Source organism: Glycomyces salinus, from assembly GCF_016428645.1.
In the GTDB taxonomy this organism is placed as follows: domain Bacteria; phylum Actinomycetota; class Actinomycetes; order Mycobacteriales; family Micromonosporaceae; genus Glycomyces; species Glycomyces salinus.
The window spans coordinates 90351-113784 of record NZ_JAELXW010000023.1; the positions used below are offsets into that span (position 1 = coordinate 90351).

Below are 23434 nucleotides of genomic sequence, written 5' to 3' on the forward strand. Positions count from 1 at the left end.
CCGAACCTTCCGAACCAATGAAACGCTCTCGCAACAAAGGCGGCGGTGGCGAGGGCCACATTGGTTCAAATTTGAACCTTGGCGGAAATCTCGCTAAGGTCGGGAGTCAGAAGGTTCAAAGTTGAACCAATCCGAGTCTTCGGCGGCCGCGCCGCCGACACCTGAGCAATAGAGGTATGCAGCATGTCCGTCGAACCCGTCAAGGTCGCAGTCGTCTTCTACTCCTTCACCGGCAACGTCACCAAGCTGGCCCGCCACATCGCCGACTCCGCCGAGAAGGCCGGCGCCGAGGTCCGCCTGGTACGCGCCGCCGAGCTGGCGCCCCAGGAGGCCATCGATTCCAACCCGGCCGCGGTCGAGAACGCCAAGGCCATCGCCGAGCTCCCCGTGGCCACCGGCGACGACATCGTCTGGGCCGACGCGGTCATCATGGGCTCGCCCACCCGCTACGGCAACGTCGCCGCCCAGCTCAAGCAGTTCATCGACACCCTCGGCCCGCTGTGGTTCCAGGGCAAGCTGGCCGACAAGGTGTACTCGGGCTTCGCCGCCACCTCCGGCAAGCACGGCGGCAACGAGTCGACCATCCTGGCGCTCTACAACTCCTTCCACCACTTCGGCGGCATCATCGTGGCCCCCGGCTACGCCAACGAGGCCCTGTTCGCCAACGCCAGCCCGTACGGCGCGGCCCACTTCGGCTTCGACTCCGAGATCGACGAGACCGTGCTGACCGGTGCGGCCGCCCAGGCCGAGCGCGTGGTCGCCACCGCGGCCGCCCTCAAGGCCGGTCGCGCCTCCGTCGCGGCCTGACGCTTCGCAGCGGGCCCGGCCGATCCCCGACTCGGGGCGGGGATCGGCCGGGCCCGTTCGCGTCTACTGCTTGAGGCGCTCCAGCAGGCGGCCGGCGATCCGCCCGAGTTCGGCGGTCTCGCCCTCGTCGAGCTGGTCGAAGACCAGCTCGCGGACGAGGCGGACGTGCCCGGGGGCGGCCTCGGCGAGCCTGCGGCGGCCGCCGTCGGTCAGCCGCGCCAGGGTCGAGCGGCCGTCGGAGGGGCAGGCGAAGCGCTCGATGAGGCCCTCGTCCTCGAGGCGCTTGGCCACGTGGGACAGGCGCGAGAGGGAGCCGTTGCTCAGGAAGGCCAGGTCGCTCATGCGCATGGTCTGGTCCTCGGCGTGCTCCAGGTGGGCCAGGACGCCGAACTCGAAGTGGCTCATCCGCGCGTCGCGCCGCAGCTGCTCATCGAGCGCGACCGGCAGCCTCATGACCACGCCTATGAGACCCAGCCAGGTGGTCATCTCGTCGTCGTCGAGCCAGGGCGCCTCGTCATTCATCCCGCAAGCCTAGCGTCGCTAGTTGATTCCTCAAGCAAAACGAGTACTATTTAGTTGAAGCTTTAACTATCTGGAGGCCGCCATGCCCGCCGGAGCCGCCTTCGACTCCTTCCTCGAGACGACCGCGCCCCGCGCCGCCGAGCGGCGCGACTGGACCGACGCCGACGGTCCGCTGCCGGCGGTCTACCTCAGCCACGGCGCTCCGCCGCTGTTCGACGAGGCCGAGTGGATCGGGCAGCTTTTCGAGTGGGCCCAGCGGATGCCCCGGCCCAAGGGCGTCCTCATCGTCTCGGCCCACTGGGAGTCGGCCCCGCTCATGCTCTCGGCCCCCGCGGCGGGCACGCCGCTGGTCTACGACTTCGGCGGTTTCGACGCCCGCTACTACTCCATGAGATACGACACACCCGACGCGACGGCGATGGCGGACCGGGTGGCCGCGGCCATGCCGGACGCCGAGCCGCTGCACCGGCACCCGAGCCGCGGGCTCGACCACGGGGCGTGGGTGCCGCTGAAGGTGATGTACCCCGACGCCGACGTCCCGGTGCTCCAGCTGTCGATCCCCACCCACGACCCGGACCGGCTCATGGCCATCGGGGCGCGGCTGCGCCCGCTGCGCGAGGAGGGCTACCTCGTGATCGGCTCCGGCTTCATGACCCACGGGCTGCCCTACATCGACTGGCGCCGCCCCGAGCGGGTCCAGGGCTGGTCGGCCGACTTCGACGCCTGGGCCGCCGAGGCGATCGGCGCCGGCGACATCGCGACCCTGGCCGACTACGCCTCGGCCGCTCCCGGGATGCCGTACGCGCACCCGACGGTCGACCACTACATCCCGCTGTTCGTGACCTACGGCGCCGCCGCCGACCCCGAGGCTCCGGCCCGGACGGTCATCGACGGCTTCTGGCTCGGCCTGGCGAAGCGGTCCTTCAAACTGGACTGACTCGCTAGAGCGCGCGAGGTATTTCACAACCGATAGTCCGACATTCAAGTAAACAACCTCGCATGCATAGCCTCCGGACATGACGAGCAAATCTCTCATTTCCACCCGGCGGGGCCTCCTCGCCGGAGCCGGGGCCCTCGGTCTCGGCGCAGCACTGACCGCCTGCTCCGGCGAGGACTCCGGCGGAGCCGGAGCCTCCGAGACCACCGCACCCGCCGTGCCGGCCGGCCGGCCCGCCAACGCCGACGAGGCCTGGGACCTCCTGGTCGAGGGCAACGAGCGATGGGCCTCCGGCGAGCCGCTCCACCCCGGCGGCGAGCCCTCGCTGCGCGAGGAGCTCGTCGACGGCCAGGCGCCGTGGGCGATCGTCTTCGGCTGCGTCGACTCCCGCGTCTCGCCCCAGTACGTCTTCGACACCGGCAACGGCGACCTCATGACCGTCCGCACCGCCGGCAGCACCTTCGACCCCCTGATCGTCGAATCGGTCGGCTACGGCCCCAACGCGCTCGACACGCCGCTGGTGGTGGTCCTGGGCCACCAGCACTGCGGCGCGGTCACCCACGCCGCCGAGACCATCGGCGCCGGCGACGAGGACGGCGACCTGTTCGACCAGATCACCGAGGCGCTCCGGCCCGCGTACGAGGCCGTCGAGGGCACGACCGACGACAAGGAGGAGCTGATCGAGGCGATGATCCGCGCCAACGTCGCCTACACCGTCGAACAGCTCGCCCGGACCCCCGAGTTCGAGCCGCTGGTGGGCAACGGCACCGAGATCGTCGGCGCCTACTACTCGCTGGAGACCGGCGAGGTCGAGCGCCTCTGAACCGGACGGCCCTCCGCCGCTACCTGGAGTCTGGAGGGTGCTCCGGTCTTCAGGCCGGAGGGGATTCCAGGTCGATTGTCTGCCCGACGGTCCCGCGTCAGCGGGACTTGTCGTACCCGGGCGTTATGGTCGGTTCGTGCTCCTGCGGTACCGGTTCCGGCTTTATCCGACAGGCCCGCAACGCGCGGCCCTGGCCCGGAGCTTCGGCTGTGCCCGCGTGGTCTACAACGACGCGGTCGCGGCCCGGAAGCGAGCCCACGCCGACGGCAAGCCGTACCCGACGACGGCAGCACTGTCGAAGGCGCTGATCACCGAGGCGAAGCGGACCCCGGAGCGGGCGTGGCTGGCCGAGGTGTCGGCGGTGGTGTTGCAGCAGGCCCTGGCCGACGCCGACCGCGCCTGGCAGAATTTCTTCGACTCGTTGTCGGGCCAGCGGGCCGGACCGAGGATGAGCCCGCCGAGGTTCAAGCGCCGCTCGAACACCCAGTCGATCCGCTTCACGCGGAACGCCCGGTTCCGGGTGCTCGGCAGTGGCAAACTCAGGGTGCCGAAGATCGGCGATGTCAAGGTCGCCTGGTCGCGGGAGCTGCCGTCCGAGCCGACCTCGGTGACGGTGGTCAAGACGGCGACCGGAAAGTACTACGCCAGTTTCGTGGTGGCGCTCGACGGTGAGGCGACCCTGCCGCCGGTCGAGGACGAGACCGGTATCGACCTGGGCTTGAAGGACTTCGCGGTCCTCTCAGGCGGGAAGGTCATCGAGAACCCTCGGTTCTTCCGCAGGCTGGAGCGCAAACTCACCAAGGCGCAGCGGGTGCTGTCGCGCAAGCAGCGCGGCTCGGCCAACCGCGAGAAGGCCCGCGCCAGAGTGGCGCGGGTCCACGAGCAGATCAGACACCGCCGGGACGACTGGATCAACCAGCAGGTCGCGACCATAGTTGCCGAGAATCAAGGCATCTATGTCGAAGACCTGTCGGTGCGGGGCCTGGCCCGTGGCCGGGGAGCGAAGTCGATCCACGATGCCGCACTGGGGATGTTCACCGACCGGTTGGCGTCGAAGGCGGCACGGGCCGGGCGCACGTTCGCGAAGGTGGACCGGTACTTCCCGTCCACGCAGTTGTGCGCTGCCTGCGGTGTCCTCGCCGGCCCCAAGGGCCGGGAGGGCTTGCGGGTCCGTGAATGGGTGTGCCGGTGCGGGGCCGTCCACGACCGCGACCTGAACGCCGCCGTCAACATCCTTGAAGAAGGACGACGCATGGTCGCCGCCGGGCAGGCGGAGACGGTAAACGCCTCCGGAGGGCAGGTAAGACCAGGGACACCTGGCATCGCCCGAAACACCCGCCCAGCGGGACGGAACGAGGAACCCACCCGTACCCTGACCACGGTCAGCTAGCCGGGAATCGCCTTCCTGAAGGAAGGTGAGGATGTCAATTGAAGCCGCGGTGGAGGGCCACCGCGCCGCCGGCGAGGTTGCGCCAGGCGACCTTCCGGAAGCCGGCCGCGACGATCCGATCGGCGAACCCGGCCTGGTCGGGCCATTCCATGGTCGACTCGGCCAGGTACCGGTAGGCCTCGGCGTCGGAGGAGACCCTGGCGGCCACGCGCGGCAGCACGTGCTTGACGAACACGCCGTGCGCGGCGCGGTACGGCCGCCACACCGGCCTGGAGACCTCGCACAGCACCATGCGGCCGCCCGGTGCCAGGACCCGCAGGATCTCGGCCAGGCAGGCGTCGAGGTCGGCGACGTTGCGGATGAAGAACGAGCCGGTGACGGCGTTGAAGGCGTCGTCGGCGAACGGCAGGCGCAGCGCGTCGGCGGCCACCAGCGGGACCTGGCGGTCCCGGTGGGCCCTGAGCATGCCGAGCGAGAGGTCGGCGCCGACGACGTCGGCCCCGGACCTGGCCAGCTCGGCGGTCGAGACGCCGGTGCCGGCGCCGAGGTCGAGGCAGCGCTCGCCGGGCTGGAGGCTGAGGGCCTCGCGGGTGGCCCGGCGCCAGCGCCGGTCCTGCCCGGCGACCATCAGGGTGTTGGTGCGGTCGTATCGGGGCGCGACCCGGTCGAACATCGCCGCGATGCGCCCGGGCTCCTTACGCGGTGTATGCGGTTCATTCGCCTGGCTCACCCGCTCAGCCTCGCACACCGGTCACGAACAATCCGCCGGAGCCCTGTGGTTGTGGGCCCCGGCGGATCAAGGGGTTAGCGGGCAGGCGCTGGTAGCGCCTCACGCGGGCCTGAGGGAGCGGGGGAGGAAGGGGCCCGGCGCGTCGCCCGTGGGAAAGGTTCGGAAGATACTCGGACCGGTTCGGGAGGAAATACGATGCGTGACGGCTCTGCTGGTCGTCATGTGCACCTCTCCTCCGCGTCGTCGAGTGGTTCGGCCGCGGGCCGCCGCGGACGAGTCGTGGAGATCACCGCGTGCGGCCTGCGCTACACCGACCACACTGACGTATGGCGGGGTGTGATGTCGATCTATGAAACCGAACCGTTATCCCACGTAACCCAAGCGATAACTAGCGCGTGTGCGCTGTCATATTTCGGCTGGCAGAACGCTGGTTCGGCCCGATGAGGGGGGTTCTGTCGGAGTTTGGGCCGGTCGGCGGGGCGCGCGTACACACACAAACGCGCACCCCGCCGTCTCCAGGGGATAAACGGGGAATTCCCCGTCGGGGAAAAGATTCGGCGGCCTCGCGGCCCCATCACTATTGCGGACGGTGCCGCGGGGAGACAAGCAGTGAGACCGAACCGTTATCGAAACTCAATGCTCGATCAGCCGCCCGGCCACGACGGTGGCCTTGCAGTTGCCGGCCGCGGAGCCGACCAGCGCGGCGTACGGGTTCTTGTCGGTGTCGACGTCGAAGACGGCCAGGTCGGCGCGGGCGCCGGCCTTGATCGCGCCGATGTCGGTGCGGCCGAGCGCGGCCGCCCCGCCCTCGGTGGCGGCGCGGAAGAGCCATTCGTTGAGCCCCTCGCCGTCGTCGCCCTGGGCGAGCGCGAGCCTGCGCAGCACCGGCAGTTCGGCGGCGACGTCGAGGTCGGGCGCCGAGGCCCGGGAGTCGGTGCCGACCGCGACGGGGTTGCCTTCGGCGCGATGGGCGGCCACCGGCGGCTCCCCGGACTCGAGGCGGGCGTTGGAGCGGGCGCACAGGGCGACCGCGGTGCCCTTCTCGCGCAGCAGGGCCCGGTCGTCCTTGTCGAGGTGGACGCCGTGGGCGACGTGGACGTCGCCGCCCAGCAGGTCCAGTTTGCCCATTTCGGCGGCCGGGGAGTGCCCGGCGCCGCCGTCGCCGAGCTGGAGCTTGAGCCCCATGCGGCGGTTCATGAACGCGAACGGCCCGGCGCCGCCGCGCACGAACATTTCCTCGTGCCCGGTCTCGGCCAGGTGCGGGTGGAGGCGGATGTCGAGGGTGCGGGCGTGCTCGACCAGGGCCTTGATGACGCCGGTGCCGAGCGTGTAGAGGGTGTGCGGGCTGATGCCGACGGCGATCGCGGAGTTGTTGACCGCGCGGTTCTCGGTGACGACCTCCCGCCAGGGGCCGCGGCGCTCGTCCCAGGAGTCGTCGTCGATGAAGCAGGCCTCCCAGTAGGCGATCCCCGCCAGGTCGGAGGCCAGGAGCGGTTCGAAGGCCGCCGCGGGGGTGACCACGTCGGCCACGGCGGTCACTCCCGCGCGCAGCGACTGGTCGATGCCCGACCGGGTGGCGGCCTTCCACTCCTCATCGGTGTTGGCGGGGTTGCGGCGGGCGAATTCCTGGATCCACTCGAAGAATTCCTTCTCGCCTTCGTGCATGTCGGCGTAGCCGGTGTAGCACAGGTGCGTGTGGGCGTTGACCAGACCGGGGGTCATGACGCCGTCGAACTCGGTGGTGGCCTCGGCCTCGGGGGCGTCGTCGGCGGGGCCGACGTAGGCGATGCGCCCCTGGTCGACCCCGACGGCGCCCTCGCGGATGATCTCGCCCGCAATGGGGACGACCACGGGGGCTGTGTAGACGTGCATGACCGAAGCTTACCCAGGGTCCTAGGCGGACTCTCGCAGCCGCCGGTAGGCCGGGCGGACGATCTGGTCGATGCGGCGGCGGCGCTCGGGGTAGGGGCTGAAGGCGGCCTCCATCGCGTTCACGGTCACCGTCTCGATCTCGTCCCAGCCCCAGCCGAACGCCTTCGAGAGCAGCGCGAACTCGCGGGAGGCGCTGGTGCGGCTCATCAGGCGGTTGTCGTTGTTGACCGTGACGCGGAAGTCCAGGTCGAAGAACGTCTGGATCGGGTGGCCCTCGATCGAGGAGGCGGCGCCGGTCTGGAGGTTGGATGAGGGGCACACCTCCAGGGCGATGCGCCGGTCCCGGACCCATTCGGCCAGGCGGCCGAGGCGGGGGCGGAGCATGCCGTCGACGTCGGTCTCCCATTCGAGGTCCTCGTCGAGCCTGACGCCGTGGCCGAGGCGGAGGGTGCCGCACTGCTGGACGGCCTGCCAGACCGACTCCTTCCCCACCGACTCCCCGGCGTGGATGGTGAACGGCATGGACTCGGCCCGCAGGTGGTCGAAGGCGGCCTTGTGGCGGCTGGCCGGGAACCCGATCTCGGCTCCGGCGATGTCGAAGCCGACCACGCCCTTGTCGCGGTACTTGACCGCCAGCTGCGCCGCCTCCATCACGCGGTCGGCGTGGCGCATCCCGCACAGGATGGTGCCGGTCTCGATGGTGTGGCCGGCCGCCCGGGCCAGGCGCTCGCCCTCTTCGAGTCCGTCCTGGGTGGCCTCGACGACCTCCTCGAGGCTCATGCCTCCGGCCTGCTGCTGCTCGGGGGCGTAGCGGAGTTCGGCGTAGACGACGCCGTCGGCGGCCAGGTCCTGGACCGCTTCGGCGGCGACGCGGGAGCAGTGCTCGGGCTTCTGGAGGACGGCGACGGTGTGCGCGAAGGTTTCCAGGTAGCGTTCGAGGGTGCCGGAGCTGGCCGCGTCGAAGAACCATTCGCCCAGCTCGCCGGCTTCGGTCCGGGGCAGCCGGTAGCCGATCTCGTCGGCGATGTCGATGATCGTCTGGGGGCGCAGGCCGCCGTCGAGGTGCTCGTGGAGCACGGCCTTCGGGGCGGAGCGGATCTGTTCGGTGGTCAGCGGTCCGGAATTCATCCCACGAATCCTAGTCGTCTAGGAAAGCGGACCTGACTCACATGCGGACCTCGTCCCCGACGCGTCGGACACGCGGAGTCTTTCGGGTTCCGGCCCGGGCCCGGGCGGACCGGCGACTCACATCCTGACTTCGTCCCAGTGCGCGGGGCGCTCCTCGGCGAAGACCACGGCCCACTCCAGGGCCCAGCGGCGGTGCCACACCAGGTTGTCGTCGACGCCGCTCGGCAGCGCCCTCCCGGAGCGCCGGGCCTGGTCGCAGATCCAGTCGAGGCAGTAGTAGAGATCGAACATCTCGGCGACGACGGCCGAGTCGCGGGTGGGGGTCAGGCGGCGGTCGCGCCAGTCGCCGAAGCTCTCGGGGGCGCGCAGGTCCGGCAGCAGCTCGGGCAGGTCCTCGCTGCACTCGGCGCCGGGGTCGAGGTGGTCGGCCAGGCCCAGGAGCCAGGTGACGGCGTAGAGGCTTTCGAGCTGGTCGGCGTAGCGGGTGCGCTCGCCCCTGCCGCAGGCGATGAACCCCCATTCGTCGGGGGTGAGGTGGTCCAGGACGTGGGCGTCGAGGAGCCAGCGCATGGCCAGTTCCTCGGGCATGCCGAAGACGCGGGCCTGGACGATGTTGAGGATCGCCGCGCGGGCCTCGAGGTGGATGCGCGGGCGCAGTTTCGGCATCTGCCGCTGGGGGAAGGGCATCGGGAAGTCCGCGGGCGGGGCGGGTATGCCGAGGGCACTCAGGCCGTCCACTGTACGCAGTCTCACGGAGCGCGGGTCTGAGATCAGCGACGGCATGACGGCTCCCTACACCACTAAGGGTTCACCTGACGGGGTGGTCACATGACACGGAGGGGTGGTTTTGAAAGACTGTAGCGTCCGACACACGGCCGAGTCAATCGGCCCCTCGTCATATTCCTGCCGTCACCGCCGTCATCTCATCGGGGTTGCACAGGAGTTTCGCAGGGTGTTCGGCCGGTCCCCTGTGGCCGGGCCTGCGCGGGAACGAAGCAGGGCCGGGGCGAGTGCCCCGGCCCTGCTCAGCGTGTTCCGGCGGCTACTCGACGCAGAGGAGCGCGGAGGTGCGGCCGAACAGGTCGGTCAGTTCGTAGTAGACGGTCTCACCGCATTCGGTCGCGGCCGCTTCGAGGTCGGCGGCGGCGTGCTCGGTCAGTTCCAGCTCGACGACGTCGGCCACGGAGTAGTCGGCCAGTTCGGAGTCGCACGGCACGGTGGACCAGGTGGCGTCGGCGCTCGAGAAGCAGTCGCCGGCGGCGGGGACGACGGCGGTGCGGCCCTCCTCGTCGGGCTCGGCGATCGCCTCGACGCAGAACAGGTAGTCGACTTCACCGGAGACCTGGTCGTAGATCATGTTCCAGTCGGTGAGGGGCTTGCCCGGCAGGAAGGCGCCGACTTCTTCGCCGCAGAGGTCGAAGGCCGGCTGGTAGTCGGTCAGGTCGCCGGCCGCGGCGGTGGCGTCGGTGTCGCCGTCGATGGCGGTGATGGACCAGTACGCCTCGGGGTCGGAGCAGTCGATGGTGAACACATCGGGGTCCTCGCTGAGGACTTCCTGGGGCAGGCAGTCGCCGGAGGCGGCTTCGGCGGCGGCGTCGACCTGGTCGCCGCTGACTTCGGATTCGGCGTCGGTCGAGTCTTCCTCGAGGAGGCCGCATCCGGTGAGCGCGGCCGCGGCCAGCGCGATGGCGCCGAGGGATAGGAATCGTTTCATGGTCTCTTTCGATTGTTGGACGGGGCGCGCCGTGCGGGCCGGCAGGGCGCATCGAGCTTCTCGACTCTAGAGGGCGCCCGCCACAGCCGGGACCGGGCACGACCGCCCTGACGTCGCCGCACGAGCGGCGGCAGCGACGAAACCGGACAGAAATGGCGGAGATCACCTTTCACCGAGGTGGGCGAGAAGCGCGACGGGAAGCGCGCACCGGCGGAGTCCACATTCGCCGCTCGGGGCCGGATTCGGTGGAAATTCGCCCGAGTCGGACAACCTCGGCGGTGCGCGCTGCGTCCTATGAGGGCCGGGGTCGGCCGATTCCGGTCATACCTCACACCTGAAAGGGCGGACACATGTCGAGAACGGCGCGACGAGATCTCAAGGGGCGCAGGGCCGTGGCCGCTGCCGCGGCGGTGCTGGCGGCGGGAGCGGTCTATCCGGGCCAAGCGGCGTCGGCCGAGGAGGCCCAGGATGCGGCCGCCGAGTGCGTGATGACCACGCTGCCGATCCCCGAAGGCACGTCGTTCACCTTCACCACGGCCGCGAGCGACGACGGCTCGATCGTGGCCTACCGGACGTATCCGGCCGACCCGAACTCCGACTTCGCGCGCCCGCTGCGGCTCTACCAGGACGGGGAGGTCACCGACATCCCGGTGCCCGGCGCGGATCAGAGCGTCGGCGGGGTCAACTCCGAGGGGACGGCCGTCGGCTTCTCGTTCATCGACGGGGTGCAGATCCCGTTCGTGTGGACCGAGGGGAAGCTCGAAAAGCTCGACGCGGGCGAGGGCGGCGGCGACGCCCGCGACGTCAACGAGGCCGGGGACATCGTCGGCAGTCGCGGCGACTACCCGTCCGTTCCGGTCCTGTGGCCGGCCGGCGAGTCCGAGCCGGTGGACCTGCCGCTTCCGAAGGGGGCCCTGTCGGGCACGGCCACCTCGATCGACGAGGACGGCACGATCGTCGGCTACTACGAGGACGCCTTGAACGGCAACTACAGGCCATACGTCTGGGACGCGGACGGCGAGGGGGCCGCGCTGCCGATGCCCGACGGGATCGAGCCGGGCACGGCCCACTCCTACCCGAAGGAGATCGACGAGGGCTGGGTGGTCGGCTACCTCCGGGCGCCCGAGACCGACGGTTCGGTCGGCATTCTCTGGAACCTCGACGAGGGCACCGCCGAGACGGTCAAGCTCGACACGACCGGGTCGGTCAATCCCGACGGATGGGTCTCGGGGAGCGTCGATCCCTACGCGGCCGTGGTCACCGACTCCGACCGCTTCAAACTGCCCGGCGCGGTCGACCCGGACGACAACTGGTTCGGCGACCAGGGCACCAGCATCAGCGACGACGGCACCCAAGTCGCCGGCAACGTCTTCGCCGGTGAGAACGAGTACGGCCACGTGCTCAACGCGGTCGTCTGGAACTGCCGGAAGTGAACGGCCGGCCCTCGGCGGCATCGCCGCCGGGGGCCGAGCGGTGGGCGGCGTCGGCCGGGTAGAAAGGTGCGGTGAACTCCACTCGCGTCATCGGCGGCCGGTACGAACTCGCGCGGCCGGTCGGTTCCGGCGGCATGGGTCGGGTCTGGCAGGGCGTCGACGACCGCCTGGACCGCGAGGTCGCGGTCAAGGTCGTCAAGGCCGACCTGCTCGACGGGCCCGACCGCGAGGAGGCGATCGGCCGGTTCCGCCGTGAAGCGCGCGTCACCGCCCGCATCGCGCATCCGGGCGTCCCGGCGATCTTCGACGCCGGTCTCGAGGCCGACACCGGCGAGTTGTACCTGGTCATGGAGTACCTGCCGGGGCTGAGCCTGCGCGACCTGCTCGACGAGGCCGCGTCGCCGCTGCCGGTGGACTGGACGGTCGCGATCGGCGCGCAGTTGGCGTCGGTGCTGGCAGCGGCGCACCGGTCCGGGGTGGTGCACCGGGACCTCAAGCCCGCCAACATCATCGTCGGCCTCGACGGCCTGGTGAACGTCGTCGACTTCGGGATCGCGGCGGTGCTGGAGACCGGGGCGTCCCGGTTGACGGCCACCGGCGACAAGCCCGGGACGCTCAACTACATGGCGCCCGAGCAGATCCGGGGACGCCCGGCGGGCCCGGAGACCGACCTGTACGCGCTGGGGGCGCTACTGTTCGAGATCGCGACCGGGCGGCGCCTGTTCGCCGAGCGCGGCTCGGGCTACGAGGTGCAGACCGCGCACTTGAACGAGCGGCCCGATCCGGTGCGCCGCCACCGGTCCGAGCTGCCGCCCGAATTGGACGGCCTGGTCTCCCGCCTGCTGCGCAAGGACCCGGCCGAGCGGCCCGGCGACGCCGCCGAGGTGTACGCCTCGCTGGCGGGTCTGCTGGCCCGCGTCCCGGTCTCGGGCGAGCGCGCGGGCGATTCGGGCGACCCGACCTGGCCGTTCCGGGCGCCGCTGGCGCCGCCGGAGGCGGCCGCTCGGATCGCCGCGGCGGCCCCGGCCGCCCCTGCCGGGGCCGATGCGGGCCGGGTGGCCGAGGCCGAGCGGACCCTGGAGGCCGGGGACGCCTCTGCGGCGCTGTCGGCGTTCCGGTCCCTGGCGGCCGATCTGGAGGCGTCCGATCCGGCGCGGGCGCTGCACTGCCAGATGAGGGCGGCCCAATGCCTCGCCTCGCTCGGAAGAGCGTCGGCGGCGCTGACCGGACTGGGCAGCGTGGTCGAGCGGCAGCGGCGCCTGCTGGGGGCCGGGGACCGCCGGACGCTGCGCAGCAGGCGGGTCGCGGTGGACATGCTCGCCTCGCTCGGGCGGGGGCCCGAGGCGCACCGGGAACTGGCCGCCGTCGCACGCGACATGGCCGCGTCGTTGGGCCCGAACGACACCGATACGATCGAGGCCGACCGGCTGCTCCGATCCTGGTCGGCTCCCTCGCAGGCTGCCCCGGGGCGGCCGACGCAGTCCCCGCCTGCCCCTGGGAGTCCAGTTATCAGATGACCGCCCCCGGTCCACTTGCCCCGCAACGCAATCGCTCCAGAGCCCTCACCGAGGTGGGCACCGTCCTGTGGGCGCTGCTGCCGCTGCTGACGTGCGGATTCGGCGCTCCGATCTCGTTGGGCATCGCGCTGGCGAAGCGTCGCAGCGCCCTGACGCTCGTCGCGCTGATCGTCCACGGTGCCCTCCTGGTCGCCGCCTTCGGGGTCGCCGGCGAGTTCGGCCGGACGCCTCCGCTGTGGGCCGACGTCGTCTTCTATGTGGGTGTGTTCTTCCCCGCGATCGTGGCCACGCTGCACCTGTTCGTGATCCGGGGCCAGGTGTGGGCGCTGTATCCGCCCGCCGATCGGGTGCCGGTGGCGCGGGAGGCCGGGGCGGAGGCGGTCGACCGGGCGCGGCGCCTGCGGGAGCAGGCCCGCCGGACGGCCGCGGCCGATCCGATGCTGGCCAAGCGGCTGGCGATCGGGCGGCCGGACCTGCCCCGGCAGTTCGACGACGGGGGTCTGGTCGACATCAACCACGCGCCGCCGCAGGTGCTGACCTCGCTGCCGGGTGTCACGCCGGAGGGCGCGCGGCAGATCCGCGAGCGGGTGGAGCTGGTCGGGCCGTTCACCAGCCTGGGCGAGGTGCTGCTGGTGGTCGAGATCAGCCCGGCTTTCGAGCACCACCTGAACGAGTACGCGATCTTCATCCCTTAGGGAGGAAAGGGAGGGCGCGGGTTCCGCCCCTGGACCTCCGCGCCCTCCGGTCCGGATTCGCCGCTCTCTAGGCGATTTCGAGGTAGACCCGGTTGTCGTCGTCGATCGACCAGATGTCCTCGATGTAGATGAGGGCGCCGTCGGCGTCGGCCGAGGGGATCTCGGCGCATTCGTTGCCGGAGGCGTCGGCGCCGTTGGCGACCTCGGAGCTGTCGATGAGGTCGTCGGGGATGACGTTGGGGCAATCGTCGTAGTAGGTGCCGCCGGCGAAGACGCCGATGGTGAGGTCGAGCCAGAGGGTCCCGGTCTCGTCGCCGTTGTAGGTGCCCTCGACGGCGTACATCGCGAACTGGTTGCCGTCGGCGGGCTCCTCGTTGAACTCGTTCTCGGCGAGGACGGCCTCGGTCGCGTCGAGTTCCACGTCGGAGACGGTGATGGTCCAGTCGCCGACCTCGACCTCGGTGCCGGCCGGGAGCGGGGAGTCCGGGCTGGTGCCGTCGGCGGCGGTCTCCTCGGCCGCCTCCGAGGTCTCGGTGTCGCCGCCGCTGTCGGAGCCGGCTTCGGAGTCGCAGGCGGCCAGGCCGAACCCGAGCAGTCCGACGGCGCCGATCATCGCGAGCTTCTTGACGTCGATACTCATGATGCTTCTCCTCGTGATTGGATGTTCAATACGAAATTATTGTGAACTCACTTCACGAGCATAGTGTGTTGTGTCGAGGTTCAGCAACCGGGGGTGCGTTACGATTCGGTCAACACGGAACAGGGGAGCGCATGAGCGACGAGACCATCACCTTGACCGACCTGGCACGCCTCGCGGGCGTCGGACGCAACGCCGTCAGCAACTGGCGCCGCCGGGAGCCCGACTTCCCCGATCCGGTGGACCAGGGCTCGCGCCGCCCGCGGTTCCGCCTGGCCGAGATCGAGCGCTGGGCCGCCCAGCACGACCGCCCGCTGGGTATCACCGCCGCCGACCGCCTCTGGTTCTCCCTCCAGAGCACCCTCAGCCCGGAGAAGGCGATCGAGGCGATCGGCGCGGCGCTGTCGGACTCCGGCACCGGCCTGGGCGAGGCCGTGGCGGAGCTGACCGAGACCGCCGCCCCCGCCGAAGTGTTCGAGTTCTTCGTCGAGCGCGCCCGCGAGGCGTCCGGGGCGGGGCACCGGCCGGGCCTGGCGGCGCTGGCCGAGGTCGCCGCCGCCTGCGCCGCCACCGGCCGGTCCCTGACGGTCCACGACCCGGCCTGCGAGGACGGGGACCTGCTGCTCGAGCTCGCCGGGAAGGCGACCGACCTCCAGGAGGTCACCGGCAAGGACCTCTCACAGGCCCGGGCCGCGCTCTGCGCCCGGCGGCTGCGGCTGGCCCTGCCGGACGCCCGCGTCGCCGCCGAGGCCGGCGACTCCCTGCTCGACCCGCTGGGGACGCGCCGCTACGACCTGGTGGTGTGCGACCCGCCGTTCAACGTCAAGGACTCCGGCCACGAACGGCTCCCCTCCGGCGACGACGCGCGCCTGGCCTACGGGACGCCCCCGCGCACCGAGCCCGAGCTGGCGTGGGCGCTGCACTGCCTCGCACTGCTGGCGCCCGGGGGCGTCGCCGCCGTCCGGATGCCCGCGGCCGTGGCCCACCGGCGCTCGGGACGCCGCATCCGCTCCGAGCTGCTGCGCTGGGGCTCGCTGCGGGCCGTGGTGGACCACCCCGATTCCAAGGCCCACATCTGGGTCCTGGTCCCGCGCGGGGAGAGCAGCCGGCTCCTGGTCTCGACCGGCGGCGACTTCGCCGCGACCTGGCTCGCCCTCGAGTCCGATCCGGAGGCCGACCTCGCCACGCCCCACTCGGCCACGGTCCCGCTGATGCGCCTGTGGGACGAGGACGTCGACCTCTCGCCGGCGTCCTATCTGGCCGCCTCCGAGACCAGCGCGGACGATCTGGCCGCGACTGCCGAGGCGCTCGCGGCCTCCCTGGAGTCGCTGGCGGCCCCGCTGCCGCGCTTCACCTCCGGCGCGGGCGGGTCGGGGCCGGAGGCGAGCCTGGCCGAGCTCGAGCGCGACGGCCTGGTCGAGATCCGCGCCGGGGCGGCAAAGGGCGAGGGAGTGATCGTCGACCCGGCCGGGGAGCGCACCGTCAGGCTCGGCCCCCTCGACTCCGCCGACGATTCACAGTGGATCGTCCGATGCGTCGACCCGGCCTTCGAGCCGGCCTGGATCGCGGCCGTGCTGGCCGCCCGACTTCCCACGGCCGCGAAGCAGAGCGCGACCGGCTCGCGGCGGCGGATCCTCGCGGTCAAGGTCCCGCGCCTGACCGCCGCCGAGCAGCGCCGCCGCGGCCGGGCGTTCGCCGAGGTCCTCGCCGTCCGCGACCGCCTCGACCGGGCCCGCGACCTCGCCGATGACCTGGCCGAGCACGCCGCGGCAGGACTGGCGAGCGGGTCGGCCGCGGTGGCCGAGTAGTGGGACCGGTGTTGCAGGGATCTCATTGATCAAGTTATATTGCCTTTGTTTAGACATACCGACAAAGTCATACGGGCCTTTCGACGACCGGCACTCGACGACCCCCGCAACTCCTTGAAAGGCGTCGACATGGGCGAAGACCGCGCTGCACGGACGTTCAACCTCAACCGCAGAACCCTCCTCCGGTCCGCGTCGGCCGCGGCCGTGGTCGCCGGGGCGGCCGGATGCGCCGAACTCGACGAATCCGGCGACGGCACCGCCGCGGGCACCGACGAACTGGCCGACCTGCTGCCGAAGAACATCCCCTACGAGGCCGGACTCGAACCCGACCTGCCCGGCTCGGCCGACGGCACCGTCTCGCCCGGCTTCCTCGCCCGGCCCGCCGAGGTGACCGAGGCGGTCACCGAGGCCCCGATGACCACCGGCGAGGAGATCACCGCGATCACTCCCCTGTGGAATCCGACCCCGCCGGGCCTGCCCGACAACTCCTACTTCACCGCGGTCAACGAGGCCCTCGGCGGAACCGTCAGGTTCAACATCGCCGACGGCAACAACTACACCGAGAAGATCACCACGACCCTGGCCAGCGGGGACGTGCCGGACATGTTCCAGATCCCCGGCTGGGAGATCATCAAGCTCTCCGACTTCACCGAGGCGGCCAAGGAGCTGTTCGCCGACCTGTCCCCCTACATCGCCGGCGACAAGGTCGCCGACTACCCGCTGCTGGCCAACTACCCCACCGACGCCTGGGCCATGGGCGTCTTCGGCGGGACGCTCCTGGGCGTGCCCTGGGAGCGGGAGCCGTACGAGATCGGCATGTTCGCCCGCCTGGACACCCTCGAGGGCATGGACCTGGCCATGCCCACCAACCTGCAAGAACTCCTCGAGCGCGCCGAGGAGGTCAACGACCCCGCGGCGAACCGGTGGGCCATCGGCAGCATCGACGAGGCCGTCCAGCAGGCGATGGGCGCGCCGACACTGTGGCGCGTCGAGGGCGGCGAGCTGGTCCACAAGTTCGAGACCGAGGAGTTCGCCGCCGCCATCGAGTACATCCGCGGCCTGTTCGAGAAGGACCTGGTGCACCCGGACTACGTGGCCGACAAGTTCACCAACGCCAAGGAGCTCATCGGCTCGGGCCAGGCGGTCTTCTACGAGGACGGCCTCGGGGCCTGGCACGAGATGCAGGGCACCTACGCCGGCGTCGAGGGATTCCAGCTGTGGCCGCTCGACCCGATGGCCCCGGACGCGGACGGAACGCCCTTCATGTGGCGCGGCGACCCTGCCGGGATGTTCACCTTCATCAGGAAGGACCTGTCCGAGGAGCGCGTCGAGGAGTGCCTGCGCGTGGCGAACTGGTGCTCGGCCCCGTTCGGCACCAGGGAATGGGACCTGGTCTGGGACGGCGTCGAAGGCGTCCACTTCGAAGTGGACGACGATGGCGTGCCGCAGCGGACCGAACTGGGCCAGACCGAGGTCGCCAACACCTACCTGTTCCTCTCGGGCCGCTCGAACGCGAACTTCAAATTCCAGTACTCGGGGCTGGTCGAGGGCTACCACGCCTGGCAGGAGAAGGCCGCGCAGTACCTCGACGACCACCCCTTCCAGGGGCTGCGCGTGGAGATGCCCTCGGACATGGCCGCCGAGAACGAGCCCATGAAGGACATGTACCACGAGATCTACCGCGGCCAGCGCGACATGTCCGAATGGGAGGGAATGGTCGCCGACTGGCGAGAGAAGGCCGGCGACGCCGCGCGCGAGTACTACACCGAAGTGGCCGAAGAGAACGGCCGCCTGTGACCGCCGGAACGAAGCCCTCCCCGGCGCCCGCGGCCGGGGAGGCGGCCGCCCCGGCCCGCCGGACGCAGCCCAAGCCGCGGCCGCACTGGAGGCTGCGGCTGCGCCACGACTGGCCGCTGCTGGTCATGGCGCTGCCGATGATGATCCTGGTGTGGGGGTTCTGGTGGATCCCGTCCCTGGGCAACGTGATCGCCTTCCAGGACTACAAGCCCTACACCGGCGGGGTCTTCGGCTCCCGGATCGTCGGCTTCACCCACTTCCAGGCCCTGTTCGGCGACCCCGAGTTCCTCCGGGCGCTCACCAACACGCTGTCGATAACGGCCTTCCAGCTGGTGTTCTACTTCCCGATTCCGATCATGCTGGCGCTGCTGATGCACTCGCTCGCCTCCGAGCGGCTGCGGTCGATGCTCCAGAGCGTGGTGTACCTGCCCTACTTCTTCTCCTGGGTGCTGGTCATCGCGATCTTCCAGCAGATGGTCGGCGGGGCGGGCCTGCTCAGCCAGCTGCTGCGCCGCAACGGCTTCGAGGGCCTGGACTGGATGACCAATTCGGACACGTTCATCCTGCTGGTGACCTCCCAGGCGATCTGGAAGGACGCCGGGTTCGGGGCGATCATCTTCCTGGCGGCGCTGGCCGCCATCAGCCCCGCGCTCTATGAGGCGGCCGCCGTGGACGGCGCCGGACGGTGGCGGCGGCTGTGGCACATCACGCTGCCGGGCCTGCGTCCGGTGATCGTCCTGCTGCTGATCCTGCGCCTCGGCGACGCGCTGAACGTGGGATTCGAGCAGTTCTTCCTCCAGCGCAGCGCGGTCGGTTCGCAGGCGTCGGAGGTGTTCGACACGTTCGTGTACTACAGCGGCATCCGCGTGGGCGACTTCGACTACGGGGCCGCCGCGGGCCTGTTCAAGGGCGTGGTCGGCCTGGTCCTGATCCTGGCGGCCAACAAGGTCGCCCACATGCTCGGCGAGCGAGGAGTGTATTCGAGGTCATGAATCGAGCCGCTTGGGAAGAGAAACCGACCGCGGCCGGCCGGGCCGGCAAGGCGCTGAGCATCGCGGTCATCATGCTGCTGATCCTGTTCCCGCTGTATACGATCGCGCTGACGAGCCTGTCGAGCGCCGAGACCGTGCAGCGAGTCGGCGGCCTGGTCGTGTGGCCCTCGGACGGGGTCAGCTTCGACGCCTACGAGCAGATGTTCCGCAACCCGGTCGTCCTGGACGCGCTCGTGGTGTCGCTGGGCGTCACCGCGTTCGGGACGCTGCTGAGCGTCCTGGTCTCGATCCTGGGCGCCTACTCGCTGTCCCGGCCCGGGTCGCTCGGCCACAAGACAATCCTGTTCTCGGTGCTGCTGATGTTCGTGATCTTCCCCGGGCTGATCCCCGTCTACCTGTGGGTGAGCGCGCTGGGGCTGCGGGACAACTACCTGGCCATCATCCTGCCGATGGCGGTCTCGGCGTTCAACGTGGTGGTCCTGCGCGCCTTCTTCATGAACATCCCGCAGGAGCTGTTCGACTCGGCCCGGATCGACGGCGCCGGGGAGTTCCGCATCCTATGGCGGATCGTCGCGCCGCTGTCCAAGGCGCCGATCGCGGTGGTGACGCTGTTCTACGCGGTGGCGTACTGGAACAACTGGTTCAACGCGTTCCTGTACCTCGACGACACCTCGAAGTGGCCGCTGGCGTTGGTGCTGCGCACCTACGTGGTCGAGTCGGCCCCGCTCCCCCAGGCCTCGGGCCTGGAGTCGGCCCCGCCGACCCTGGCGGTCAAGATGGCGATCGTGGTCGTCGCGATCGTCCCGGCACTGATCATCTACCCGTTCGTGCAGAAGCACTTCAAGAAGGGAGTGATCATCGGCGCGGTCAAGGGCTGAGCGGGCCGACCGGCCGCTCCGATCGACGAAGGCCAGTTCGACACCCTTCGAGACGATGTCGGCCTCGATGCGGCTCCCGGAGCCGGGAGCTTCGGAATCGCCCGATCGTTGTTCCGGACGGCGCGGGCGGTCCCCGCGACCGCCAGGCCGACGACCGACGCGGCCGCTACACCTGTGGCGATGCGGCGCGCGGTCCTCGCCCGCGCGGCCTGGTTCGCCGGCCGCTTGGCCGAGTCGGCCTTGGGCCTGGACTTGGAACCTGCTCGGGACCCGGTCTTGGACCTGGCCTCGGGTTTGCTGTCGGTCAACGCCATCTGCAGTCTCCTCCGTTCGACTAGAGCGCATGACGACTTGAGGCCATTCGCGATCCTCCGACGGTTTACCCTGAATGATGACCTTTGCCCATAATCGTCCGACAGGTCCCATGCCGTGGTATGGGACTGCCAGCGGAAGGGGTCGGACTGAGAATCGAGTGCGGCTCGGATCGAGTCGGGCTCCGGCAACTCAGCTTTGGAACGGGTTGACCATGCGACGCATCAGCTCTGCGCCCTTCAGGCGCTTCTCGATTCGCCACAGGTAGCCGACCGGCGAGTTGCGGATCTCGCCGTGGCGTTTCGCCCGCGCGGCCCGGTACCAGGCACCGAGCCCGAACGCGGCTCCCGCCGCCGCGACAACCGGCTGCCCGGCCGCCCAACCGGCCGCCAGCGCCGCGGCCGCCGGGAACTCGAACTTGAGCGAGGTCGCGCCCAGCACCGTGTCGACGCCGAGGCCGCGCATCGCTCGGCGCAGGTCCTCGAGCGGACGCTCGAACCTGCGCGAGACCTCCTGCTCGAGATACGCCTCCAGTACGTCAGTGTCCCGAATCCCCTCGAGCTCGGCCGACAGCTCGACTCCGCTCGCGGAAACGAGGTCATGGAAGGCGTCGAACTCGGCTGCGTACCGCCGCCGGATCTTGACGATCTTCTCGACCGGGACCGCGGCCGGATCGACCGGAACGGCGATGCGCAATGCCAGCATCCCCACGCGAGAATACGGATCGGCTTCCCCCTGGTCCTCCTCGAGGTCCTGACCCAGCAGCGCGGACGCGAAGCGTTCGGCGGTCCAGGTCCCGCAGGCCCCGTATGCCGAAAGGTCGTCGGACACCGCCACCAGCCCCTCGCGCTCGGCCACCTCGTCGGCGAGCATGCACATATAGGCCCAGGCGAAGTTCGGATGCACCGCCGCGTACTCATGATCAGAGTCGAAGACCGCCAGATTCGTCGCCACCAGCAGTTCGCCGAGCCGTCTACTGATCTTGCGCGAATGCAGCCCGATGAGGCGCCCGAAGGATTCCGGAACCGGATATCGGACCGGCTCCGGCCAGCGCCGCGCAGGATTCTCGACCCTGACCGATTCGTCGAGGTCCGGGAACCGGTATTCGACTCGCCGCTCCCCGGCGCTGGACGCCCCTCCCACCGTATGGACTTCGCGAATCGGGATCCGGTAGCGGTCCACCAGATCCGGGCCGTGTTCACGCAGCGCACCCGACACCCTCGCCGACGCATCCACCAGCACGTCTGCGCGGGGCCCGAGGTCGAGGATGAAGTCGAGCTCCTCGCGAAGCACCCGCGCATCCCGGTTGTCGCCGTCGGAGTAACCAAGTGGCGCGATGCGCGCCATGTTCGGCCAGTACAGGGCGGCGAGCTTGAGCCAGGCACGGTCGTGGAAGTGGGTGTAGGGGTAGTACAAGCCGATCGAGGTCACCATCAGACCATTGTGCCCGTCGCCTGCCGCACCGCTTCGGACCCGATGATCCACGACCTGCACAGGAGCTGCGTTCAGCGGTAGTGGTCGAAGATCTCTGAGGCGAGCTCGGCGAGCCGACGGCGGGCCTCGGGCGGGTCGAGGACGGTGACCGTGTTGCCGAACGGCAGCAGCAGCCGCACGTCCTCGAGGTGCCGGTAGCGGAACCGGCCGAGCACGCGCCCGCGCTCGTCCTCGCCGTCGATCTCGAGGCGCGATCCGAGCATGCGCTCGACGCGGTCGATCCGCTCGGCCTCCCACACCTCGATGAGCAGCCGCATCTCCTTGTCCCCGCCCTGCTCCCACCCGGCGGTCAGCTCGGCCGCGACGCCGGCCAGGCTCGCCCCGTCCCGCAGCCGCTTGGCGGCCCGCAGCGGCTCCCACCGCGAAAGCCGCTGCAGGTTGAACAGGCGCGGCCGGCCGTCCTGGTCGGCGACGAGATACCAGCGGCCGCCCTTCGCCAGCAGCCCGTACGGATCGACGATCCGCGGACCGGCCGTCCCGTCCGACCGCCGGTACCACAGTTTCAAGCGCACGCCGCGCCGCAGATCGCCGACGAGCTCGGCGGGCGCGGTGCCCTCGGGTTCGCGCCCGTACCAGGGCCGGTTGTCGCTGACCACGAGATCCCCGAGGGCCGCCAGCCCGTCCTGGGACCGTGAAGCGGCGACCTTGCGCATCGCTCGGGAGCTGGTCTCCTCGACGCCCAGCCGCTCGCGCTGGGCGTCGTCGAGCCCGGTCAGCGCCAGGTGCTCGCGCTCGGCGGGCGTCAGCCGGGAGGTGTCCAGCGCGCCCCCGGGCAGCAGGGTGACCCCGCCGTAGCGGCCGCGCCGCATCACCACCGGAAATCCGGCGTCCCGCAGCCAGTGCAGGTCCCGGATGACCGTCCGGTCCGAGACCCCGGTCTCGGCCGCGAGCGAGGCGACCGTCGTGGCCGGCCGCGACCGCAGGGCCACCAGCAGCGAGAAGAACCTGTCGGGAGTCATTCCGAGATTCTCCCAGAGAACATGACCGATTCCGTCACCTTATCCGCCTACGTTGGCCCCGTCCACGCAACGAGGCGCCCGCCCGGGCGCCGAACCAGGAAGGAACGCACGATGACCGCACCGAACATGTTCATCGTCTACGTCAACGACGCCCCGGCCGCGGCCCGCTTCTACGGCGACCTGTTCGCGATGGAGCCGAGCTTCGAGTCGCCCCACTTCATCGCGTTCGACCTGGGCGGCGGGGTCCAGCTCGCCGTCTGGAGACTCGACGAGGGCGAGGTGGACCGCTCCGCTCCGCGCACCAGCGAAGTGTGCCTGTGCCTGTCTGAAGGCCCCGAGCGGATCGACGCGCAGTTCCAGGCGTGGAAGGACAAGGGCGTGGAGGTCGTCCGCGAACCGTACGACGCGGTGTTCGGCCGGACCTTCGTGATGGCCGACCCCGACGGCAACCTGATCCGGGTCGCACCGGTCGACTGACAGGTACCCCTCCGAAGCGGCGGTTGACGCCTTCGGCGGCGCCGTGCGGGAGCTGGTCGGTCTCGCCGCGCGGCAGGTGCGTCTTGCTGCCTGCCGCGCGGCCGTTCGAGTCGGTCCCGGTCGCCGAAGGTCGGGCCCGCCATGGCGTCCCGGATGGGTTCGACGTCGTTCACCGTGGTTCTTCGGCGACCGCCGGTGGTTCGTCACCGTCGGGGTCGTCCTCATCGGCCCAGCCGTAGAGGCGCTCGGTTTCGAAGACCCCGGCGACGATCCGGCAGCCGAGGCGGTCGGCGCGGTCGAACAACGCCGTGAGGGCGTCGTCACCGGCATCGGGCGGGACGATGCGGGCCAGGACGGCCCACATCAGGGCCGGCTGCTCGCTCGTCGGCACCTCGAGATAGCGGCTCGATTCGCCGTAGCAGGCCCGGATGAGGGCCTCGGCGCGCCGCCAGCGCAGGTCCGGCCGCGCCAGGCGGAGTCCGGTGGTGCAGTCGGCGAGCTCGGCCCGGTCG

22 protein-coding genes are annotated in these 23434 nt (G+C 70.5%); 12 read left to right on the top strand and 10 right to left on the bottom strand.

Annotation, left to right across the window (positions count from 1 at the left end; translation table 11 throughout):
* The first annotated feature begins 183 nt into the window (after positions 1 to 183).
* On the top strand, positions 184 to 807 hold the full coding sequence (wrbA, locus tag JFB92_RS09395; RefSeq protein ID WP_199037371.1) for an NAD(P)H:quinone oxidoreductase: 624 nt from the start codon (positions 184 to 186) through the stop codon (positions 805 to 807).
* A 63-nt stretch (positions 808 to 870) separates the two neighbouring features.
* On the opposite strand, the gene JFB92_RS09400 is transcribed toward wrbA, so the two are convergent.
* On the bottom strand, positions 871 to 1329 hold the full coding sequence (locus JFB92_RS09400) for a MarR family winged helix-turn-helix transcriptional regulator (RefSeq protein ID WP_199037373.1): 459 nt from the start codon (positions 1327 to 1329) through the stop codon (positions 871 to 873).
* A gap of 82 nt (positions 1330 to 1411) precedes the next feature.
* Between JFB92_RS09400 and JFB92_RS09405 the strand changes: the two genes are divergently transcribed.
* The 3 genes from JFB92_RS09405 to JFB92_RS09415 all read left to right on the top strand — a co-directional run bounded on the left by JFB92_RS09405 (position 1412) and on the right by JFB92_RS09415 (position 4479).
* Entirely contained in the window at positions 1412 to 2266 is an 855-nt protein-coding gene (locus JFB92_RS09405; protein ID WP_199037375.1) for a dioxygenase family protein, read from the top strand.
* A gap of 79 nt (positions 2267 to 2345) precedes the next feature.
* The gene (locus JFB92_RS09410; RefSeq protein WP_199037377.1) at positions 2346 to 3089 is read left to right on the top strand and encodes a carbonic anhydrase; all 744 of its coding nucleotides are present in this window, start codon (positions 2346 to 2348) and stop codon (positions 3087 to 3089) included.
* Positions 3090 to 3225: 136 nt separating this feature from the next.
* Positions 3226 to 4479, top strand: coding sequence for an RNA-guided endonuclease InsQ/TnpB family protein (locus JFB92_RS09415; RefSeq protein ID WP_199037379.1), 1254 nt, complete (start codon positions 3226 to 3228; stop codon positions 4477 to 4479).
* Positions 4480 to 4513: 34 nt separating this feature from the next.
* Here the strand turns inward: JFB92_RS09415 and JFB92_RS09420 are convergent, their stop codons facing one another.
* From JFB92_RS09420 to JFB92_RS09440, 5 genes are all read right to left on the bottom strand, one after another.
* Complete coding sequence (locus tag JFB92_RS09420; RefSeq protein WP_199037437.1) at positions 4514 to 5152, bottom strand: class I SAM-dependent methyltransferase; 639 nt, start codon at positions 5150 to 5152, stop codon at positions 4514 to 4516.
* A 690-nt stretch (positions 5153 to 5842) separates the two neighbouring features.
* Positions 5843 to 7081, bottom strand: coding sequence for an amidohydrolase family protein (locus JFB92_RS09425; protein WP_199037386.1), 1239 nt, complete (start codon positions 7079 to 7081; stop codon positions 5843 to 5845).
* Between the two features lie 21 nt (positions 7082 to 7102).
* Positions 7103 to 8209 carry an adenosine deaminase gene (locus JFB92_RS09430; RefSeq protein WP_199037388.1) on the bottom strand — a complete coding sequence of 369 codons (1107 nt, stop codon included), beginning with the start codon at positions 8207 to 8209 and terminating at the stop codon, positions 7103 to 7105.
* Between the two features lie 117 nt (positions 8210 to 8326).
* Entirely contained in the window at positions 8327 to 8947 is a 621-nt protein-coding gene (locus JFB92_RS09435; protein ID WP_199037390.1) for a DUF4272 domain-containing protein, read from the bottom strand.
* A gap of 304 nt (positions 8948 to 9251) precedes the next feature.
* Positions 9252 to 9923: a hypothetical protein gene (locus JFB92_RS09440; RefSeq protein WP_199037392.1), complete on the bottom strand. Its 672-nt coding sequence runs from the start codon at positions 9921 to 9923 to the stop codon at positions 9252 to 9254.
* A gap of 392 nt (positions 9924 to 10315) precedes the next feature.
* On the opposite strand from JFB92_RS09440, the gene JFB92_RS09445 reads away from it, so the two are divergent.
* The 3 genes from JFB92_RS09445 (at position 10316) to JFB92_RS09455 (ending at position 13568) form a co-directional block, all read left to right on the top strand.
* A complete protein-coding gene (locus JFB92_RS09445) occupies positions 10316 to 11356 on the top strand; it encodes a hypothetical protein (protein ID WP_199037394.1) in 1041 nt (346 codons plus the stop codon).
* Between the two features lie 71 nt (positions 11357 to 11427).
* On the top strand, positions 11428 to 12873 hold the full coding sequence (locus JFB92_RS09450) for a serine/threonine-protein kinase (protein ID WP_199037396.1): 1446 nt from the start codon (positions 11428 to 11430) through the stop codon (positions 12871 to 12873).
* Positions 12870 to 13568 carry a ComEA family DNA-binding protein gene (locus tag JFB92_RS09455; protein ID WP_199037398.1) on the top strand — a complete coding sequence of 233 codons (699 nt, stop codon included), beginning with the start codon at positions 12870 to 12872 and terminating at the stop codon, positions 13566 to 13568. Before JFB92_RS09450 ends, JFB92_RS09455 begins: the two co-directional genes overlap by 4 nt.
* A gap of 67 nt (positions 13569 to 13635) precedes the next feature.
* Here JFB92_RS09455 and JFB92_RS09460 read toward each other — a convergent pair whose 3' ends face one another.
* A complete protein-coding gene (locus JFB92_RS09460) occupies positions 13636 to 14208 on the bottom strand; it encodes a hypothetical protein (protein ID WP_199037400.1) in 573 nt (190 codons plus the stop codon).
* Between the two features lie 131 nt (positions 14209 to 14339).
* Between JFB92_RS09460 and JFB92_RS09465 the strand changes: the two genes are divergently transcribed.
* The 4 genes from JFB92_RS09465 to JFB92_RS09480 all read left to right on the top strand — a co-directional run bounded on the left by JFB92_RS09465 (position 14340) and on the right by JFB92_RS09480 (position 19680).
* Entirely contained in the window at positions 14340 to 16013 is a 1674-nt protein-coding gene (locus JFB92_RS09465) for an N-6 DNA methylase (protein WP_199037402.1), read from the top strand.
* A gap of 129 nt (positions 16014 to 16142) precedes the next feature.
* Positions 16143 to 17810 carry an extracellular solute-binding protein gene (locus tag JFB92_RS09470; protein ID WP_199037404.1) on the top strand — a complete coding sequence of 556 codons (1668 nt, stop codon included), beginning with the start codon at positions 16143 to 16145 and terminating at the stop codon, positions 17808 to 17810.
* Positions 17807 to 18802: an ABC transporter permease gene (locus tag JFB92_RS26550; RefSeq protein ID WP_199037406.1), complete on the top strand. Its 996-nt coding sequence runs from the start codon at positions 17807 to 17809 to the stop codon at positions 18800 to 18802. The genes JFB92_RS09470 and JFB92_RS26550 overlap by 4 nt, the downstream gene beginning before the upstream one ends.
* Positions 18799 to 19680, top strand: coding sequence for a carbohydrate ABC transporter permease (locus JFB92_RS09480; RefSeq protein WP_199037408.1), 882 nt, complete (start codon positions 18799 to 18801; stop codon positions 19678 to 19680). The genes JFB92_RS26550 and JFB92_RS09480 overlap by 4 nt, the downstream gene beginning before the upstream one ends.
* Positions 19681 to 20184: 504 nt before the next feature.
* On the opposite strand, the gene JFB92_RS09485 is transcribed toward JFB92_RS09480, so the two are convergent.
* Positions 20185 to 21426 carry a DUF6236 family protein gene (locus JFB92_RS09485; protein WP_199037410.1) on the bottom strand — a complete coding sequence of 414 codons (1242 nt, stop codon included), beginning with the start codon at positions 21424 to 21426 and terminating at the stop codon, positions 20185 to 20187.
* Between the two features lie 71 nt (positions 21427 to 21497).
* Positions 21498 to 22445, bottom strand: coding sequence for a helix-turn-helix transcriptional regulator (locus JFB92_RS09490; protein WP_199037412.1), 948 nt, complete (start codon positions 22443 to 22445; stop codon positions 21498 to 21500).
* Positions 22446 to 22556: 111 nt separating this feature from the next.
* Here JFB92_RS09490 and JFB92_RS09495 point away from each other — a divergent pair, with 111 nt between their 5' ends.
* Positions 22557 to 22922, top strand: coding sequence for a VOC family protein (locus tag JFB92_RS09495; RefSeq protein ID WP_199037414.1), 366 nt, complete (start codon positions 22557 to 22559; stop codon positions 22920 to 22922).
* Positions 22923 to 23091: 169 nt separating this feature from the next.
* Here the strand turns inward: JFB92_RS09495 and JFB92_RS09500 are convergent.
* Positions 23092 to 23434 (bottom strand): hypothetical protein (locus JFB92_RS09500; protein ID WP_199037416.1); only part of this gene is annotated, 343 nt, incomplete at its 5' end.

What these genes read in the sequence shown, in the direction of transcription:
- wrbA (WP_199037371.1), top strand. Translation starts at nt 184, where the DNA reads ATGTCCGTCGAACCCGTCAAGGTCGCAGTCGTCTTCTACTCCTTCACC.
- JFB92_RS09400 (WP_199037373.1), bottom strand. Translation starts at nt 1,329, where the DNA reads ATGAATGACGAGGCGCCCTGGCTCGACGACGACGAGATGACCACCTGG.
- JFB92_RS09405 (WP_199037375.1), top strand. Translation starts at nt 1,412, where the DNA reads ATGCCCGCCGGAGCCGCCTTCGACTCCTTCCTCGAGACGACCGCGCCC.
- JFB92_RS09410 (WP_199037377.1), top strand. Translation starts at nt 2,346, where the DNA reads ATGACGAGCAAATCTCTCATTTCCACCCGGCGGGGCCTCCTCGCCGGA.
- JFB92_RS09420 (WP_199037437.1), bottom strand. Translation starts at nt 5,152, where the DNA reads ATGTTCGACCGGGTCGCGCCCCGATACGACCGCACCAACACCCTGATG.
- JFB92_RS09425 (WP_199037386.1), bottom strand. Translation starts at nt 7,081, where the DNA reads ATGCACGTCTACACAGCCCCCGTGGTCGTCCCCATTGCGGGCGAGATC.
- JFB92_RS09430 (WP_199037388.1), bottom strand. Translation starts at nt 8,209, where the DNA reads ATGAATTCCGGACCGCTGACCACCGAACAGATCCGCTCCGCCCCGAAG.
- JFB92_RS09440 (WP_199037392.1), bottom strand. Translation starts at nt 9,923, where the DNA reads ATGAAACGATTCCTATCCCTCGGCGCCATCGCGCTGGCCGCGGCCGCG.
- JFB92_RS09455 (WP_199037398.1), top strand. Translation starts at nt 12,870, where the DNA reads ATGACCGCCCCCGGTCCACTTGCCCCGCAACGCAATCGCTCCAGAGCC.
- JFB92_RS09460 (WP_199037400.1), bottom strand. Translation starts at nt 14,208, where the DNA reads ATGAGTATCGACGTCAAGAAGCTCGCGATGATCGGCGCCGTCGGACTG.
- JFB92_RS09465 (WP_199037402.1), top strand. Translation starts at nt 14,340, where the DNA reads ATGAGCGACGAGACCATCACCTTGACCGACCTGGCACGCCTCGCGGGC.
- JFB92_RS09470 (WP_199037404.1), top strand. Translation starts at nt 16,143, where the DNA reads ATGGGCGAAGACCGCGCTGCACGGACGTTCAACCTCAACCGCAGAACC.
- JFB92_RS09480 (WP_199037408.1), top strand. Translation starts at nt 18,799, where the DNA reads ATGAATCGAGCCGCTTGGGAAGAGAAACCGACCGCGGCCGGCCGGGCC.
- JFB92_RS09485 (WP_199037410.1), bottom strand. Translation starts at nt 21,426, where the DNA reads ATGGTGACCTCGATCGGCTTGTACTACCCCTACACCCACTTCCACGAC.
- JFB92_RS09490 (WP_199037412.1), bottom strand. Translation starts at nt 22,445, where the DNA reads ATGACTCCCGACAGGTTCTTCTCGCTGCTGGTGGCCCTGCGGTCGCGG.
- JFB92_RS09495 (WP_199037414.1), top strand. Translation starts at nt 22,557, where the DNA reads ATGACCGCACCGAACATGTTCATCGTCTACGTCAACGACGCCCCGGCC.